12 protein-coding genes are annotated in these 17,695 nt (G+C 48.7%); 7 read left to right on the top strand and 5 right to left on the bottom strand.

Annotation, left to right across the window (positions count from 1 at the left end; all coding sequences use genetic code 11):
• The first annotated feature begins 50 nt into the window (after positions 1-50).
• A complete protein-coding gene (locus tag Pan241w_RS19700; RefSeq protein ID WP_198000034.1) occupies positions 51-1,394 on the top strand; it encodes a CehA/McbA family metallohydrolase domain-containing protein in 1,344 nt (447 codons plus the stop codon).
• 1 nt (position 1,395) lies between these two features.
• On the opposite strand, the gene Pan241w_RS19695 is transcribed toward Pan241w_RS19700, so the two are convergent.
• From Pan241w_RS19695 to Pan241w_RS19685, 3 genes are all read right to left on the bottom strand, one after another.
• Complete coding sequence (locus Pan241w_RS19695; RefSeq protein WP_145219137.1) at positions 1,396-3,402, bottom strand: hypothetical protein; 2,007 nt, start codon at positions 3,400-3,402, stop codon at positions 1,396-1,398.
• Between the two features lie 241 nt (positions 3,403-3,643).
• On the bottom strand, positions 3,644-5,101 hold the full coding sequence (locus tag Pan241w_RS19690; RefSeq protein WP_145219135.1) for a DUF1501 domain-containing protein: 1,458 nt from the start codon (positions 5,099-5,101) through the stop codon (positions 3,644-3,646).
• Between the two features lie 251 nt (positions 5,102-5,352).
• On the bottom strand, positions 5,353-8,031 hold the full coding sequence (locus Pan241w_RS19685; RefSeq protein ID WP_198000033.1) for an FAD-dependent oxidoreductase: 2,679 nt from the start codon (positions 8,029-8,031) through the stop codon (positions 5,353-5,355).
• A 359-nt stretch (positions 8,032-8,390) separates the two neighbouring features.
• On the opposite strand from Pan241w_RS19685, the gene Pan241w_RS19680 reads away from it, so the two are divergent.
• From Pan241w_RS19680 to Pan241w_RS19660, 5 genes are all read left to right on the top strand, one after another.
• Entirely contained in the window at positions 8,391-9,356 is a 966-nt protein-coding gene (locus tag Pan241w_RS19680; RefSeq protein ID WP_145219131.1) for a DUF1559 domain-containing protein, read from the top strand.
• A 97-nt stretch (positions 9,357-9,453) separates the two neighbouring features.
• A complete protein-coding gene (locus Pan241w_RS19675; RefSeq protein WP_145219129.1) occupies positions 9,454-9,924 on the top strand; it encodes a carboxypeptidase-like regulatory domain-containing protein in 471 nt (156 codons plus the stop codon).
• A 215-nt stretch (positions 9,925-10,139) separates the two neighbouring features.
• Positions 10,140-12,770, top strand: coding sequence for a PSD1 and planctomycete cytochrome C domain-containing protein (locus tag Pan241w_RS19670; RefSeq protein ID WP_145219127.1), 2,631 nt, complete (start codon positions 10,140-10,142; stop codon positions 12,768-12,770).
• A gap of 5 nt (positions 12,771-12,775) precedes the next feature.
• Entirely contained in the window at positions 12,776-14,224 is a 1,449-nt protein-coding gene (locus Pan241w_RS19665) for a DUF1501 domain-containing protein (RefSeq protein ID WP_145219125.1), read from the top strand.
• 93 nt (positions 14,225-14,317) lie between these two features.
• Positions 14,318-14,527, top strand: a complete 210-nt coding sequence (locus Pan241w_RS19660; protein ID WP_145219123.1) for a hypothetical protein — start codon at positions 14,318-14,320, stop codon at positions 14,525-14,527.
• A gap of 15 nt (positions 14,528-14,542) precedes the next feature.
• On the opposite strand, the gene Pan241w_RS19655 is transcribed toward Pan241w_RS19660, so the two are convergent.
• Together Pan241w_RS19655 and Pan241w_RS19650 are read right to left on the bottom strand one after the other, a co-directional pair.
• Positions 14,543-15,451 carry an aminotransferase class IV gene (locus tag Pan241w_RS19655; protein ID WP_145219121.1) on the bottom strand — a complete coding sequence of 303 codons (909 nt, stop codon included), beginning with the start codon at positions 15,449-15,451 and terminating at the stop codon, positions 14,543-14,545.
• Between the two features lie 18 nt (positions 15,452-15,469).
• Positions 15,470-16,498 (bottom strand): FAD:protein FMN transferase, encoded by a 1,029-nt coding sequence (locus Pan241w_RS19650; RefSeq protein WP_198000032.1) that lies wholly within the window; start codon positions 16,496-16,498, stop codon positions 15,470-15,472.
• Positions 16,499-16,548: 50 nt separating this feature from the next.
• On the opposite strand from Pan241w_RS19650, the gene Pan241w_RS19645 reads away from it, so the two are divergent.
• Positions 16,549-17,592 carry a formylglycine-generating enzyme family protein gene (locus Pan241w_RS19645; RefSeq protein WP_145219120.1) on the top strand — a complete coding sequence of 348 codons (1,044 nt, stop codon included), beginning with the start codon at positions 16,549-16,551 and terminating at the stop codon, positions 17,590-17,592.
• Positions 17,593-17,695 lie beyond the last annotated feature (103 nt).

The following is a 17,695-nucleotide window of genomic DNA, read 5'->3' as shown; positions in this document are numbered from 1 at the left end:
GATTTGAATTGGATTTATTTTCTGTGATATTTTACTTCGGAGTGATAAAGATGAACCGCCTTGAATCGACTCGCAGTGTGCAAAAGCATTCTTTTCTAAAATCTGGTTTGTTACTGGTAGCCTGCTTTTTCTTTCTGGGAACAATAACCTATGCAGCAGAACCAGTTCAGTTAAAAGAAACCGACAGTCAGAAATGGTATAAAGGGAATTTGCACACGCATTCCTTGTGGAGCGATGGTGATGATTATCTCGAGATGATTGCCGACTGGTACAAAACTCACGGTTATGATTTCCTCTCTTTTACCGACCATAATGTGCTTTCCACGTCAGAACGCTGGACGGTTCCTGAAAAGAATAAAGGTAAGCTGCACGCTTACCAGGAATTAAAAAAACGTTTTCCGAATTGGATCGAAGAACGGAAAAATAAAGACGGTCAGATCGAAGTACGCTTGCGCACATTTGAGGAAGTATCGGATAAACTGGGGGAACCCGGAAAGTATCTGATGATTCAAAGTGAAGAAGTGACGGATCGCTATAAAAATATGCCCGTGCATATGAACGCGACCAACTTGCATTCACTGCTGACTCCGCTTGGAGGTAAGAGTGTTTATGAGGTGATGCAGAACAATACAAACGCGCTGTTGGCACAACGGGAACGGACCGGTCAGTCGATGATGATTCATTTAAATCATCCCAATTTTCATTATGGAGTGACAGCAGAAGAGTTGATGAAGGTCATCGGCGAAAATTTCTTTGAGGTTTATAACGGCCATCCCGGTGTGAATAACAAAGGTGATGACACTTATGCCAGCACGGATCGGATCTGGGATATTATTTTAACGAAGCGACTGGCGGAGTTGAACCTGCCTATGATGTATGGTCTGGGAACAGATGACGGGCATAACTACCACAAAATCCCCAGTCGTGCGAGTGAACCGGGCAGGGGATGGGTTGTTGTTTTATCGGAGAAACTGGAGCCCGAAGCACTGGTAGATGCGATGGAAGCTGGACGCTTTTATGCTTCATCGGGCGTCAAACTGAAATCTGTTACTTCTTCCGACAAAGGAATTCAGATTGAAATCGACCCGGAAGAGGGAGTGGAATATACCACTGATTTTATTGGAACGTTGGAAGGTTATCCCAAAGCGGGAATGCCGGTGTTGGATAAACGAGGACAGGAATTACATGCCACAAAACGTTACAGCAAAAAAATCGGTGCAACATTGAAGTCAGTGAAAGGCAACTCTCCCAGCTATAACTTCAACGGCAAAGAAATTTATGTGCGGGCATTGGTGCGATCAACAAAGCTGCATCCCAATCCTGCACAATTGGGTGAAGTCGAACGTGCCTGGGTTCAACCTGTTAAAGGGCCAGCCGCTCCCAAACAGGAGTGATTTAAGGCTTCTCGGCCAGCTCTGAGTTCATGAGGCCGCTGATCTTGGTGACAATCAGGGTCTGGCGGCTAAGGAGCTGACTGTTCTTTGTGTTATAGACTGAAGTTTCCATCTGTGCGATTCCAAAGGGGATCTGGTCTGATATCCAGAGATCCTTGCGATACCGCAGTTTTTGTTCTGCTTCAGTTTGGGAGGCAATGGTGACCGCGACTTGTGACGCTGCCAACTGGCAGCGGAACGCGTCGTCGCGGAGTGGTGTAAACAAGTGCCTGATCTTTCCCGGGTTATACTTTCGGGGACGTGGCATCCCATAAAAAAATCGGTAAGCCGCAAATTTCTCGGCTTGACTGACATCTGCGTTCGGCCAACGTAAGAACTCTTTCGGCCATTTTCCTGCTTCGAACGCAGTCACGTCAATTGTGTATTGCTTTGTCTCTACTTCTTCTGTGCCGAGGAAGCGTGAGACTTGGATCGTGCGTAAGTTCTCTTCGGAAGCTTGATCTTTAGTGAGTTTGACAACGCTGATTCTGAGTTTAATCAGGCGACCGTCGTTGGCAGGGCCTGAGAACTCGACAAACGGTTCTGGGATTTCTGGCGTTGGTTCCGGAATCGAGGCTAGCCAGGTCGTCATTGGTCGCTCCATTGCAGGTGGGCGTTGCTCATAACTAATCCAGCCGGCTTGTTTCAGTGCCGTGAATAACCAGGGAGCCCGCCAGGGATTATGCAATGGATGCTGGGCTGAAAACACCGATCCCAGTAGGCAGATCACTCCCAGAACCTTCAGCCAGCGTTTGTCTGCAAACTCATCCAGGAGTGGGATCATACTGATCAGCCAGAATGGTGTGAGCCATAACATCCAGCGGAGTGCGGCACTATTACCACCGTAGTTGTAGTTACCCGTTCGTGACATGTAAAAGCCGAAGACAATTAGACTCAGGCAGACGCTGACCCATAACAGGGGGCGTAGAATATGGCCTTTTGTTTTGCCGATTCGCAGCCACGAAATCAACGTCAGCAGATAAATTGGTGAGAGCGAAAAAATGCCGTGATGTCCCAGCGTGCAATGGAACAGATATACCAGTGGCGAATCCAGGTTCTGGTCGAGTCCCTGGGGATTCTTCCAGTAGCTGGGGATGCCACGATATTCATATAAGTATTTTTCCGTTCCATAATACATGTAGAACGGTTTCCAGCCTCCTGTCGCAGCATAATTGGTTACGAAAAATCCAATCAGAGGGACCAGAGCGGCAGGGGCAAATACGAGGCACGTTAAACGCGGGTTCGCTTTGAATAGAAGCCCGAAAACAATGACGCCGAATAATGCGGCCGGCAATTCATTGCAGCAGGTAAACATTGCAAAGAACCCCGCCAATAGAAAGTAGCGTTTTCTTTGTTCTTGGTCGAGCAGGATTCTCATCAAGGGGTATAATGTGAAGACCGCACTGACCGCTGCAATTGAGTGATTATTCAATGTTAAAAGAAACGGAGTTAAGAGTGTTGCAAAGCAGGCTGCTATGACGACGAAGTAGCGAGTGAACTCGGTTTGTGCATAGCGTTCGACCATTTTGCAAATCAGCATCAGGGCGATCAGCATCGGCAGCAGATTGACAATGATTAAGATAATGTGCGCGACATCATAGAGATTGGAATTCAGGCTCATTCCGGTTGTCGTTTTAATCAACCAGTACAAACCAGCGACCATGGTTGGGAAGAGGGGGGGCTTTGAGGAATAAAAGTGTCCGTCGTGTCGAACTTTATCGATACTCGACCAATTGGATCGCTCGTTGATAGTATCGATCTGATAGGTGCCTTGTTCCACAAGTGACCAGACAGTGCACCAGCGCGAACGATCATTGGCACTTTGCAGAGGCACACTGTTAAGAATTGCAGCCAGATTTTGTCCCATCGTGACGGATAACAGTAATACATAAACAAGCCAGCGTAGTCGGGCTGAGCTCGTATTTTGTTCCGGAGATGAGATCGATGGCGAGGCGGTGGAATTCGGCATAAATCAGAGGCATTTTCTGAAAGGACGCATGTTGAATCAAAGTGGATGACGAAAAGCAGATATGTCTTGGCATAAACTGGTTTTCGGAGTCAAAGTGCAGGTTATAATATGCCATGAAAAAAGCAAACGGGGAACGACCGCCTTTGCCGCCTGTTTTTGATTTTTTCGGTAAATAAGACTGTTTTACAGGACTAAATCCGCGCTGAGCGGGCACTCTGGTAGTCGCTGCTGGAACGAATGCTTAGAATAATTCGTGAATCGGTTCACCATTTTCGATGGCGAAATTCGGGCGGCCTTTTTCATCAATATATTGAGTATCCAAGGGGACTCCCATGTATTGATAGATCGTGGCTGCCAGGTCTCCCGGGCGAACGGGACGATGTTTGATCTCGGCACCATCGTGTTCACTGGCGCCGATGACCTGACCGTGGTTCATGCCACCGCCGGCCATACACATCGACATCACTACGGGCCAATGGTTGCGGCCATCGGTACTACCTTGGGTTCCGGACATTGGTGAGCGACCGAATTCTCCCATCGCGATGACCAGCACCTGATCCAGAAGCCCGCGTTCTTCCAGGTCGAGGACAAGGGTCGTCAGCAGATGGTCGAACAGAGGGAGCAGTGGACCAAGACCATTTTTAATACCACCGTACGGCGGAATATTATCGCCGTGATTGTCCCAGGTTCCGGAAGCGGTATGGTAACTCAAATCGAGAGTCACAAATGAGCTTCCTGCTTCAACCAGACGACGGGCGAGCAGTGCCTGTTGACACCAGAGATGTTTGCCATAGCGATCTCGTGTGGCCGGTGATTCCTGGTTCAAATCGAACGCCTGTTGCACACGCTGACCAAGCACCATGTTATACGCGCGTTGACTGTAGCTGTCGATAGCTGACATCGAGCCGGCTTGATCAATGTCACTTCGCAGCTTATCAAACTGTTGCATCAAATCGCGTCGGCTTTTCATTCGTTCGTAGGATAGACCAGGGGCGAATTGGAACATTTTGCCGCCACTGGTTTTTCCGGAATCTTTCCCCACCAAGTCATAGACAGGCAGGTCAGCTGCATCGTTGGCGATGAACGGATCGTATTCTTTTCCCAGATAACCTCCCCAGGCAATGTGCGAATGATGTTTCATGAACGCGACATAGGGCGGCATGCCGGGATGGTTAGCGCCATGATGCTTGGCCACGATTGAAGCCATCGCAGGATACTTGTCACCTTTACGATTCGTACGAGGGGTAGCGCGCAGATTGGCAGTCTGCATCACCTGATTAGGCTGATGGCTGCTCATCTTGGGATCAACGGAACGGATCAAGGTGAAACGATCCATCATTGCAGCTTGCTTTGGTAACCGATCTGTAATGGTGATGCCGGGCACGGATGTTTGTGTCACTCCGAACGGTCCCCGGTTTTGAATCGGGCGGTCTGGTTTGGGATCCCAGGTATCGATATGACTCGGTCCCCCGGTCATCCAGAGGAGAATGACACTTTTTTTGGACAGCGAAGATTTCCCGGCGGCCATCAGTTGATCTGAAGTTCGTAAGAGGTTGGGGACAGATAGACCTGCCAACCCTGCCAGTGAAGCCTTGAGCATATTCCGCCGACTACGTAACACCAAGCCTTCAGGAACCAGCGGGTTAAACGCAGTAAAAGCGTGCTGGGTGTGAGTGCGTGAATGGTTTCTGGACTTCATTGCTGATTCCACTTTGCATTATGGATAGCGAAGCGCGAGCGGCGCGTGGCTTACATATTTAATCTTCTTAAATATATCGTCATTTACTGATGTGTTCAATATGATTCTCCGGTCGCTACGGAAAATAAACAGAAATCGGTTTGGGTCAGGAATAGCTGGAAACTTGTCTGGGACAGGCGTGATTCCACAGAAGCTCTTCTGTGTCTGGCGACTGAAATCGGAAAAGCCAGGTGAGAAATCCGTCTTTCAACTCATTTCTTTTGAGGGGCAGGCTCAAATGTGACCCAGTTCAGACAGGTATTCGTTCCGGAATCAGGCTTACCAATCTCAATGGTCAATCGCTGGTCTGTGACGGTTACATTGGCTGACTGTTCCAGGAAAAAGCCGTCTATCGTGGCTGCGTCTTTTACAATTTGTTTTCCCTCGACGGTGACCCATTGTCCGATTTGTTCGTGCCCTGAGTCTCCCACACAGACAGTCACGAGCCATGTACCGTTTGGAACTTCGCATTCCCAGGTATCGTGGTCTCGGGTAAATACAAAGGTATCACGATAGGTCTCGGGGACTTTATTTCGTTGTCGATGATTTTGACTGAGATCCCGGCGCCATCCATATCCCCGTTTGGCGTCATAGACATGACCATGGTCCGCTTCAAAATCTGTGAGAGGGGCCGTCTTCTTTCCTGCGAAATTGATGCGTCGGGCTTTCTTTGAAGTGGCTTTATCCAATAGCCCATCCTGGTCTTTGGATGCTATTTTTTTCTTCCATTGAATTGGTTCACCCGGAGTAAACAGACTGGGGTCATCGATGTCCGGGATCCCGTCTCCGTCAGCATCTTCGCGGTTCACTCGAGAATAGGGGCGTATGGGCAATGCCTTCAGCGAATCCCACAAGCGTTGGCAGTACTCTCCTCGACTGAGCCCCTCTTCCGGGAAGATCGGCAGGTTGGCAACTTGGACTGTTTGATAAGCGAGTTGCCGAGTTTTGTGTCGCCATTCCGTTGTCGCGGGGGCATCGGGTTGAAAATCAATCTTGCGGATATCCATTGGTATAATGCCGCGGGCCGCCAGTCGGTTGATGGCAACAAAGGCCGGATGCGAAGGTGCTAAATCACGATAAGGCCAGATCAGGACTGCCACTCCCTCGTCTGCTGCACCGCACAATGCATGGCGAACCTGTTCCAGTCGTTCACGATTGTAGGGGATGTCGCGGGGGGCGATGTTCTGTTGTAAAGAAACCGCTGCCGTTGCGCCTGCTGCTTGTCCGAGTGTGACGCATTGATCATGCAGACGAATTGCCGCGCTTACAATACTGCTGTACCCCACATTTTTCTGAGCGCCCAGCAGGCCATCCATGTCGACAGGAACCAGGCTGCGTAGCGGAAATACGGAACGGTCGCTGACCAGTTTGGTATTTCGTCCCGGTTTTTCAAAATCAATCCAGGGACCTGAATTCCCTTCCGACTTCAAGTAGGCACGTCCGGTACGGTGGAAATCATAATGGAACTGCCAGGCGAATAATCCATCAGGATACATGACCCGTGCAAATCGTTCACGGGCGAATTTCTTGGTAGGACCATCCATGTTCCGGCCATCCTGCTCGCGCATCATATACATGGCTTTCAGACGCAATGACTCACGAATATAGGGTTTAGGAGGCAGCTGATCTGCAGTGCCAAATTCTTTACTCAACTGGAAGTGTCTGAAACTGTTTGTTTTATCGGGGGCATGTTCGTGTACGAAATTCTGTAGATGATAGAACAGACATAACGAATGTCGTTTGGCATCGTCAAAAATGATCTGCCGCTGACGACGGTTCATTCGCACAATATTTTTTGTAGATGCTCCGGGTTCGGTTGCTTCCAGTGCGTCGACCACATGTTTTGGCAGCCGTTCGAGCGGGTAATCCTGGCCCAGCATATAATTCAACAGGATGCTGGTTTTGTGATCTTGACTGGTATAGCCATCTACAATTCGACGAACTGTAAAAATCGAAAGCTGTCGAGGTGATGCTTTTCCTGCGTCTGGCCAATGCAGAATCGATCCCAGTCTCGCCGGTCGATCCCATTTTAAATGTTTCATCTCAGCCAGGCTCAGTTTCGAGGTCCGCACAAAATTGCGATCATCATAGCGTTCCGGTTTCGGAATCGGCGTGTCTTTGTCGGCTTCTTCAACGATCATCGCCCACGTGATCGGATTCATTTCATTGGCAGGGTAGTCATCAGTATTCACCGGGGCACTCGGTTCGTTGTAACGCGAACGCGGATCGGCTCCGACTTCAAAATCTGCCCCTGAAACCTGGATCACGTCTCCCCAGTCCGACGCATCGATGGTCAGTCTCGCGGTAATGTGTAGATCAGGCGTTTCTGAACCGACGGGGGCAAACCAGAGTCCCGTGAGTTGCTGCCTTGACTCATTTTGTTTCAAGTCAGCTTTTACCGGATAATGTCCGGTGATCAGTCGCACTTGGCCACTCTCAATATAGGGTTGGAGCATTTCCCGGAAGATCGCCTCTGCTTCAGCCGGACGAAAGGTAGACGGACCATGAAATGGGCGTCCGGGCATTGGGGAGCCATACTTTTCAGTATTGAAGGCTTCGATGCGATCCATCAATTCTTTAAACAGGCCACTTCGATGAAACGAACGCTTCATCGGATGCCAGTCGACTCCCCAGCCAACTTTGCCGGGGCCTTTGTTTTCATCAACGCAGGCCAAAGCTTGTTCGGTATATTGTCCGCCCAGCCACGTCCCATCCAGGACAAGCGTGACCGATTTCACTCCCAATCGTGCTGCCTGAATTGCAGCGGCCCAACCTGATTCAGTCCCTCCAACGATTAACAGGTCGGTCGTTTTCTGTGGCAGTTCTGCTTGAATTTCTCTTTCCGAAAAAAAACAAAAAAAACAGATCAGGAGCGCGATCTTATTTTTCATGGAGAGGGTTTCTTTCATTTGTAAGGATTATTTTTTAAGGATTGCCAAACACCAAATTGTAATAAATATGATCTGAGCCATCATAAGGCATGTTCACGTGGAAAGTCATCAGTCATTTCATTTTGGTATCGAGATTGGTTCAAATTCAATAATACAGAGTACCGTCATTGAGGAGGCTGGATTTAAGAACGGGACCGTGAAATGGCATTGATTTTGCATATTCTGAATTGTGTTTAGAAATTCTAGTCAAAAAACCTCAGTTCGCCTGATAAAGCAGCATTTTCTGGAGGTTTCGTGAGCAATTCACGTTAGAGTTTTTCAGTTTATTTTTATGTTTCTTATTTTTCAGGAGTTTTCTGATGTCCCAATTTCTGAGGCAGAAGCGGGGTTTTACGCTGATCGAGTTACTGGTTGTGATTGCAATCATTGCGATTTTGATTGCACTACTTTTACCTGCTGTACAACAGGCCCGTGAAGCGGCCCGAAGATCTCAATGCAAAAACAATATGAAACAACTGGGATTGGCCCTCCATAATTATCACGAAACGTTTCGAGTGATGCCTCCTGCCCATATTGGTCGCTGCACCACTCCCCGGCTGTCTGCTAGTGGGTTGACGATGTTGCTGCCTTACATCGATCAAGCCCCTTTATACAATCTCTACAACTCCAATGGCAGTGCGACCACTCATACAAGTATTTCAACTGCCGGTCCCTTAATTGCTGGTGACGACCCCGTGACAAACGGAAATGCTGCAGTTGTAAAAAACCTGATTACCGTATTTCTCTGTCCCTCGGACAGTGGGACATATCATATCACTGCGACAACCGGTAGCTATGGAATTTCCTCAACGAATACGGGTACAGGTGGGGCAAAAACCAACTACGATTTCATTACCATTACTCCCTATAACTCTTGTGAGAACTGGGCGGGAACAGCACCAACATCCCGCTGCATGTTTGGGGATAACAGTAAATGTCGACTGGATGACGTTAAGGATGGAACCAGCAATACATTAATGATGGGCGAAACCACACGCGACGTCTACAACGGTGGTACAAACGCCTGGGGTTATCGCGGACACGTGATGGTCGGTCTGAACCTGGTTTCGTATCCGATCAATCGTTTCTGGTACAGTTCTGCGTCTCCTCAAGATCTCCCGCAAGGAAAACTGGGGAGCTGGTCTTATGCCGGGAGTCTTCATACGGGCGGTGCTCACTTCCTGCTGGCCGATGGATCAGTTCACTTTATGAGCGAAAACATCGATACCACGACCCGTCAAAATCTGGCACGAATGTCAGATGGTAACGTAATTGGCGAATGGTAAGCTGATTGACTTGTATTAGCACTCAAGAAAAAACTCCACGGTCTCAATGACTCTATTTCATTGGGACCCTGTTGGAGCTCAACAGAGGAAGACAGAAATGAAGTTGCAAAGTTATCGTGTTCATTTTGTGCTCTGCATCTTATTGGTCGGAATGACCGGATGTGGCGGAGCCAATGCTAAGGAGTCACTCCCCGAAACCGTACCCGTCTCAGGGATCGTCACAATGAATGGAACTCCTTTGGTTTCTGCAACGGTGACATTCGTTCCCCAAGGAGCAACTAAGGGCGTAGAATGTGTCGGAGTCACCGATGAAACAGGGAAGTATACACTGAAACAAGTGCGCGGCGCAGAAGGAGCGCCACCCGGGGATTACCGGGTTGTCATCAATCATTTTATAAAAGCGGATGGAACTCCCATAAAAATCGACGGAACAGAAGCACCTGCTAACTTGGGTGCTGATGAATCGTTACCCCCGATCTACAGCAGTTTCACTGATTCAAAATTATCTGCGAAAGTAAGCCAGGCAGGGGGCGATTTTCCGTTTGAGTTAAAAGGTAAGAAGAAATAAGAACTGGTACTGTCAAATCGTACGGTTCGATTTTCAAAATCAAATCATCAGGCAACACTGTTTTGCCTGATGATTTTTTTATTTCTCCAGTGATATGAATTATTGTTGTTGGGGCTATTTTTCAAACTTTGAAGTGCATGCTTCCCTACGTATAAATATTTGGTTATATTAAAGGCCGGACTGTCCCAAACTCACTCTTGAGACAAGGAGCTTTGATGCGCGATCAAAGTGGCTGCCAGAAATGGAAAGGGGACACAACTGGACTGGGATTTGTCTGTTGTGTGTTGGTCCTTTTCTGTTTAGATCTGAGATCAGTTAAAAGCAGTCCGCCTCCGAAAAAATTACCTGCAAATGCCATCAATTTTGCACGAGATATTCAGCCGATTTTGGAGGCACACTGTCTTTCCTGCCACGGTTTGGATGAACCGGAAAGCAGCTTTTCGTTAACCACACGTCAATCTACGCTTGCTGGTGGTAACTATGGTAAGGCCATTCAGCCTGGCACTCCTGAGAATAGTCCCCTGTTTCAAATGGTCTCCGGCACGCATCAGGATCAAATCGTGATGCCACCTGAAGGGGAGGGCGAGCGCCTTACTCCCAAGGAAATCGCACTGATCCGGCAATGGATCAGGCAGGGAGCAAAGTGGCCAAAAAAACTGGTAATTGGCGCTCCAGTGAAACACAAACGCAAAGAGAAACATTGGGCCTTTCAGCCGATCTCCAGGCCGGAAGTTCCTTCCGTACGACAGAACACCTGGGCAAAGAATGAAATCGACCATTTCATTTTACATCGACTGGAGCAGGAAAAAATTCAACCCGCAGAAGCTGCCGACAAGGCGACGCTCATTCGACGTGTCACTCTTGATCTTACCGGACTGCCTCCCACTCCCGAAGAAGTTTCTGCTTTTTTAAACGATGATCGCGATGATGCCTATGAACGGGTCGTGGACCGACTCTTAAAATCGCCACACTTTGGTGAAAAATGGGCAAGGCTCTGGCTGGACTTATGCCATTACGCCGATAGTGATGGCTATCTCACCGATGCTGTTCGTCCTCATGCCTGGCGGTTTCGTGACTGGGTTGTGCAATCGCTGAATGAGAATAAGCCCTTCGATCAGTTTACGATTGAGCAGATCGCAGGCGATCTGTTGCCCGATGCCACACCGACCCAGCAGGAGGGAACGGGATTTCTGCGACAGACGTTGAGTAACAGGGAGGGAGGCGCGGATTTAGAAGAATTTCGCGTGAATAAAGTCATTGACCGAACCAAACTGGTTGGCACAATCTGGTTGGGACTTACTCTGGATTGCTGTCGCTGCCACAATCATAAATATGATCCAATCACTCAGAAAGAGTTTTATCAGCTCTACGCGTTTTTCAACTCCGCGTACGAAGTGAACGTCGACGCACCTCTCAAAGACGAACAACAACGACTGAATCAACAAGCGGCATATCAGAAAAAACGACATGCATTAATTAAACCTGTGCAGGAGCCTCTGAAAAAACTGCAGCGGGAGTGGGAAGCAAAAATGCTTTATGCGGCTGCGCATCCCGCAGAAGACCATCACTGGGCGCGTGCCTGGGAAGTCATGGGACTCGTCTGGGGTGTTGGTACGGGAGAAGGACAGCAGGAAGGCCTGGAAATTCTCAAGCTGGATCCCGAGCAGAGAAGTCAGCGTCAACAGGATGACCTGCTCGATTATTTCCTGGCGCGAGGACACATCGTCAGCGGGGAAAAATTTAAAGAACTCAAATTAGCAGCACTTGCCAAAAATCTGGCTGCCTTGAAACAGGAATATCCTCCCGTTTCCCGGGCTCCCGCAATGCAGGAAATGCAAATACCTAATCTGGCCTTTGTACATTTGCGAGGCTCATTTCAGTCGCCAGGGGTTCCCGTTCATCCCGGCACACCAAAGACTTTGCCTGTATTTGATTCTGGCAAGAATCCGAATCGACTCGATCTGGCACGCTGGCTCGTCTCAGCTGAGAACCCGTTGACGTCCCGCGTGACTGTGAATCGTATCTGGCAGGAGTATTTCGGCCAGGGAATCGTGATTTCGTCAGACGACTTTGGTACGCAAGGTGATGATCCTTCACATCCCCTATTGCTCGATTGGCTCGCGTTTCACTTTAAGAGTCGTGGCTGGGATGTCAAAGACCTGCATCGGTTGATTGTGACTTCAGCTACTTATCGTCAATCTTCAAAATTCCGTCCTGACATGCATCAGAAAGATCCTGCGAATCGGTTACTCAGCCATCAAAACAGTTTGCGTCTGTCTGCCGAAACGGTCCGCGATCAGGCACTCGCCGTCAGCGGCTTATTGACGCGGAAACTGGGTGGACCCTGTGTACGACCACCTCAACCAGACAGTGTCGTGATGGAAGCCTTTGGTTCGAATACCTGGGACGTCAGTACTGGGGAAGACCGTTATCGTAGAGGGCTGTATACGTTGATTTTAAGAACGTCCCCCTATGCTCAGTCGGTGATTTTCGATGCACCCAACCCCAGCCAGACTTGTAGTCGTCGAGATCGCTCCAATACACCTTTGCAGGCTTTGACGCTGTTAAATGATCCGGTGTTTTATGAAGCGGCTCAAAAACTGGCCCAGCGAATTCGACAGGAAAATTCGAGTGATCTCGACGCACAATTGCATTTTGCGTTTCAACTCTGTCTGGCTCGTGAACCTCACAAAGAAGAAATCGAAAGACTCAAAACACTTTATCAGCAGCAAATACATCGACAGTCACAGCAACCTTCCAGCGGAAATGTTTCCGGAGAAGAAACAGCTTGGACTGTGGTTGCCAGTGTTTTAATGAATCTGCATGAATTCATCGTACGGGACTGAGAACAATGCTTGAACAGGGCGGAAGTTTAAATCAGCGGCGACGTCTTTTTTTAAAGTCGACTGCCTGCGGCCTTGGTTCGATCGCCCTGCATCAACTCCTGGCACAGGAGAATCCGGTTCGTCAATCAACGATGGACGCCGTGAATCCGCTGGCAGTGAAAGCACCGCATTTCAAGCCGAGAGCCAAAAATGTAATCTTTATCTTTATGTCCGGCGGGCCAAGCCAGATGGATTTGTTTGATCCGAAACCAAAATTAAAAAAACTGCATGGTCAGCCGGTGCCTGAATCGTTTCTCAAGGGTATCAATGACGCCTTAATCAAATCCACCGCACAGGTCATGGCATCCCCCCGCACCTTTAAAAAATATGGCGAGGCAGGACTCGATTTTTCTGATAACCTGCCTCATCTGGGAACCTGTGCCGACGACCTCTGTATGATTCGTACCGTGCACACAGATGTCAGTAATCATCACCCCGCGCAAATGCTGATGAATAGCGGGTCAACCATGTTCGATCGACCCAGTATGGGATCGTGGGTGACTTATGGGCTGGGTAGTGAATCAGAAAACCTGCCCGGCTATGTCGTCCTGCTCTCGAATTCCGGCAAAGGCGTAGATGGAGGTTCGTCACTTTGGAGTAATGGTATTTTACCTTCGACCTATCGCGGCGTCACCTTTCGCAGTCGTGGCGAAGCAATTCTGTATCTATCGAATCCAGAGGGAATGACACCTCCCCTTCAACGGGAACGGTTGGATGCCATTCGAGATCTGAATACTCTGCGTTTTGATCAGACGGGCGATCCCGAAATCGCTTCCCGAATCGCCTCCTATGAACTGGCATATCGCATGCAGACTTCGGCTCCGGAGCTATTGGATTTTAGTGATGAGTCCCAGGCGACACTCAAAATGTATGGGATTGAAAATGAAACCACAAACTGGTTCGGCAGTAATGCCCTGCTTGCCCGCCGAATGATTGAGCGCGGCGTACGGTTTGTGCAACTCTACCACTCCACCTGGGATGATCACTCAAACCTCAACAAGAACCTCAAAACAAACTGCGACATGACAGACCAGCCCAGTGCAGCATTGATTAAAGATCTTAAACAGCGGGGGTTGCTCGAGGATACGCTTGTCATCTGGGGTGGGGAATTCGGTAGAACACCCATGACCGAAGTTCGCAGAGGTTCTTCTCCAGGAAGAGAAGGGCGTGACCATCATCCTTTCAGTTTCACCATGTTAATGGCCGGCGGCGGAGTCAAAGCAGGGACGGTGATTGGCAAAACGGATGAGCTTGGTTTTCATCCAGTGGAAGACGAAGTACACATCCATAACCTGCATGCCACCATTCTGCATCTGCTGGGATTTGATCACACTAGACTGATCGTGAAGCACAAAGGGCTCGACTATCGTTTGACCGGCGTGGAAGGAAAAGTCCTCGAGAATCTGATTGCCTGATACAGTCTGGTGTATACTTGTGTTGACTGGTGTGTTATTCTCAGTCAAAACAATCACTGTAACAACTGTATCAATGGTAAAGAGCGTGATTTCATGAAACCCAAAACCGCAGTATTGCTGATATTGAGCACTTCCGTATTCTTTGCGTGTGCCATCATCTTGGCTGACACTTTGCTTGAAGGCACGAAATGGAATCAGATTGTGATGTATTCGCTCATCGCTCTGTGGTGGATTCCATTTGTGTATTTGTCGGTTGCATCCAAACGTTCGAAGCAGACTGCGTTTAATGGCACAGCCGAATAACAGTTGCATCAGTCATTAATCTGACTGTGCCTGCTCGAGGAGATCAACGCCCACCATTTCACTCCACGCGGCCATCAGTTTTTTCGTGATCGGTCCGACTTGGCCATTGCCGATCATAGTACCATTAAACTTCGTCGCCGGCATGATGCAGTAAGGCGTGCTGGTGAAAAAAGCTTCGTCAGCAGTGATCACGTCATAGGGCAGCAGTCGACATTCTTCGATGGGAATATTGAGCTGCTCGGCCAGTAAAAAAATCGTCTGCCGACTGATTCCATCCAGGCAATTGATTGTACTCGGAGTGCGGATACAATTGTTCGTCACCAGGAAAAAGTTACCGCCTTTATTTTCGGAGAGAAAACCATCGGTGTCGAGCAGCAGGCTTTGTGCCTGCGGGTCAACCAGCTTCACTTCTGACTCAGCCAGTGTATACAGGAAGCGACTGCGATTTTTTATGCGCGCGTCAAGTGACTGTGCGGGCTGAATTCGAGTAAAAGGAGTCACCGCATGACAGCCCACCCGATAAAAGTTAGCCCAGTAGGATAGATCGAGTGGCAAGGTAACGATCATGACCGTCGGTTTTGATTCTGCCGGTTTCTGTCCACTGGAGGGGACCCAGGTGCCGGGGGTGATATTGTGAATAATCCAGGCATCGGTGCCGGGGGCATAATTGGGCTCGTTCTTTTTCCAGACTTCCAAAGTGAGCTGTTCCAGTTCATCCGCCGTCATTCCCGCGTCAAAGCGGGCCGCTTTCAGACTGAGAAACAGGCGGTTGATATGATCACGCAAACGATATGGTTGATGTGCGAAGGTACGCGTGGATTCAGTGACAGTCATTCCCAGGCTGATCGCACCATCAAAGATAGAGATCTTTGCTTCATCTGCAGGAACATATTCGCCATTCAAATAAACGAGATTCTCAGACATGGAAGTTCCTCTCAAGATTTAATTTTGTTCCAGTTCGTAGCATGAAAAACAATTTGATTCGTATGCTCTTAGTTGCCCCGCTTCGTGTCTCAGAATCAAACAGGCGGTTCCGGGTTTCTGATTCAAAAGTTGCATTCCCCGCTCTGGCCCCAGGACACTGATGGCGGAAGCCAGGCTGTCCGCAGTCACACCATCCGGGGCAATCACGGTGACCCGACTCTGATCGGTCAGCCCCAGTCCTGTATGCGGATCAACAATATGTGAATAGCGTTTCCCATTGATGACAACATGCTGCAATGCATCGCCGGAAGTCGCCACCGCCATATTGTGTATCTGCAGATACCGGTCAATCTTTGCATTTGGGGCATCCGATGAAGAGATACCAATTTTCCAGCCGCAAGTACCTGGAGGAGGGTCACCTAATACAATATCACCGCTGGCATCAACCATTGCCCGGGTGATGCCCTGTTCTTTCAAGACGCTGAGAGCGATATCCGCGGCGTAGCCTTTCGCAATGCCTCCCAGATCCAGTCGCATGTCTTTTTGGGTCAGTTCAACGGTCTGATTTGGGAGGGAAATCTTCATCAATCCGAAACCGACTTTGGAGCGAGCCGCCTCGAAGCGTTGACTGTCAGGCAATTTTTTTTGTCGCCGGGCCCGACGCCAGAGTCGTACCACGGGGCCAATTGTCACATCAAATGCCCCCTTTGTTTCCTCTGAGAGTGCTTGACTTTTTTTCAGTAGTTTTAGCAGGTGAGGACTGACTTTGATTGGTTTTCCCGGCCCAGATAACCGACATAACTGATTTAACTCACTTTCCGGATCGTAATCGCTGAGTATTTTGTTAAGTTCCTTTATACGGGCAAAAGCATTTTGAGAGGCTTTGTTTGCGATTGGTTTGTCGGTAGCATATAATACGATGCTCCACTGCACCCCCATATGTACTTCCTGAAATTCATACCGATTCAGAATTTCGCTATCCGTGCACTGTTGATTGCCTGACAAAGTGGAGAGCAGCAGGCATGTCTGAAAAACGTATGACATCATCAACCCTGATAAAAGACCGATTGAAGCTTACCAATACGGAGTAAACTAATATGCTTAGCGTATGTCGTTCCAGTCTCTTAATGCAAGGCAAATTCGCATTCCTTGCTGCAATCCTGTTTTCTGTTTCTCTGGCGAATGCTGGTGAAAAAGCCAAGGAGATGAAACCTTACACAGAAAAAATTGCGAATACCGATGTTTCTTTCGATATGGTTCCCATTCCTGGTGGCGAATACCTGATGGGGAGCCCCGCGAATGAGAAGAATCGGGAAGATGACGAAGGTCCACAAATCAAAGTCAAAATCGACCCCTTCTGGATGGGCAAGCACGAAGTCACCTGGAATGAATACGATATCTGGAGTTTCAATCTCGATATTCAACGTCGTAAACTGCTACGGGGAAAATCGGACGCGAAAGAAAAAGCCGCCGATGCCGTGACTCGTCCAACCAAGCCATATACTGACATGACCTTTGACATGGGCCACGATGGCTATCCTGCGATCTGTATGACTCAGTTGGCTGCCAAGACCTATTGTAAATGGTTAAGCGAAAAAACAGGTCACTATTACCGTCTTCCCACTGAAGCAGAATGGGAATACGCGTGCCGCGCCGGTACCACCACTGCCTATTCCTTCGGCGATAATCCGGAAAAGTTAGATGACTATGCCTGGCACTACGCCAACTGCAACGACACCTATCAAAAGGTCGGTAAGAAGAAACCAAATCCCTGGGGACTGTATGACATGCACGGCAATGTCTCCGAATGGGTACTTGATCAGTATATTCCGGATGCCTACAAAAAATGGAGTGGTAAGGGAACCCTGAATTTCCCAATCAATGTACCAACGACGCTCTATCCTCGTGTCGCCAAAGGTGGCTCCTGGGATGATGAGCCAGAAGCATTGCGTAGCGCAAACCGAATTGCTTCCAGTTCTGACTGGAAAATTCAGGACCCACAAATTCCACAAAGTATCTGGTATCACACCGATGCGATTATGGTGGGATTCCGCGTGGTACGTCCTTTGAAAGTACCAACGGCTGAAGAACGAAAGAAATATGGTCTTGATCCAGCAATCCCTGAGGATGAAGGACGCTGATTATAAACTTAGAGTGAAGAATTTTATTGAAAACAGATGCATAGGCTGAAATTCAACAAACGATTTGTCTCGCTGATTGCATATGTAAATTAGGTAACGTAAA

The sequence above is a fragment of the Gimesia alba genome (genome assembly GCF_007744675.1).
GTDB lineage: Bacteria > Planctomycetota > Planctomycetia > Planctomycetales > Planctomycetaceae > Gimesia > Gimesia alba.
The sequence above is the reverse complement of the archived record's forward strand: the minus strand, read 5'-3'. Positions and strand labels throughout refer to the sequence as shown.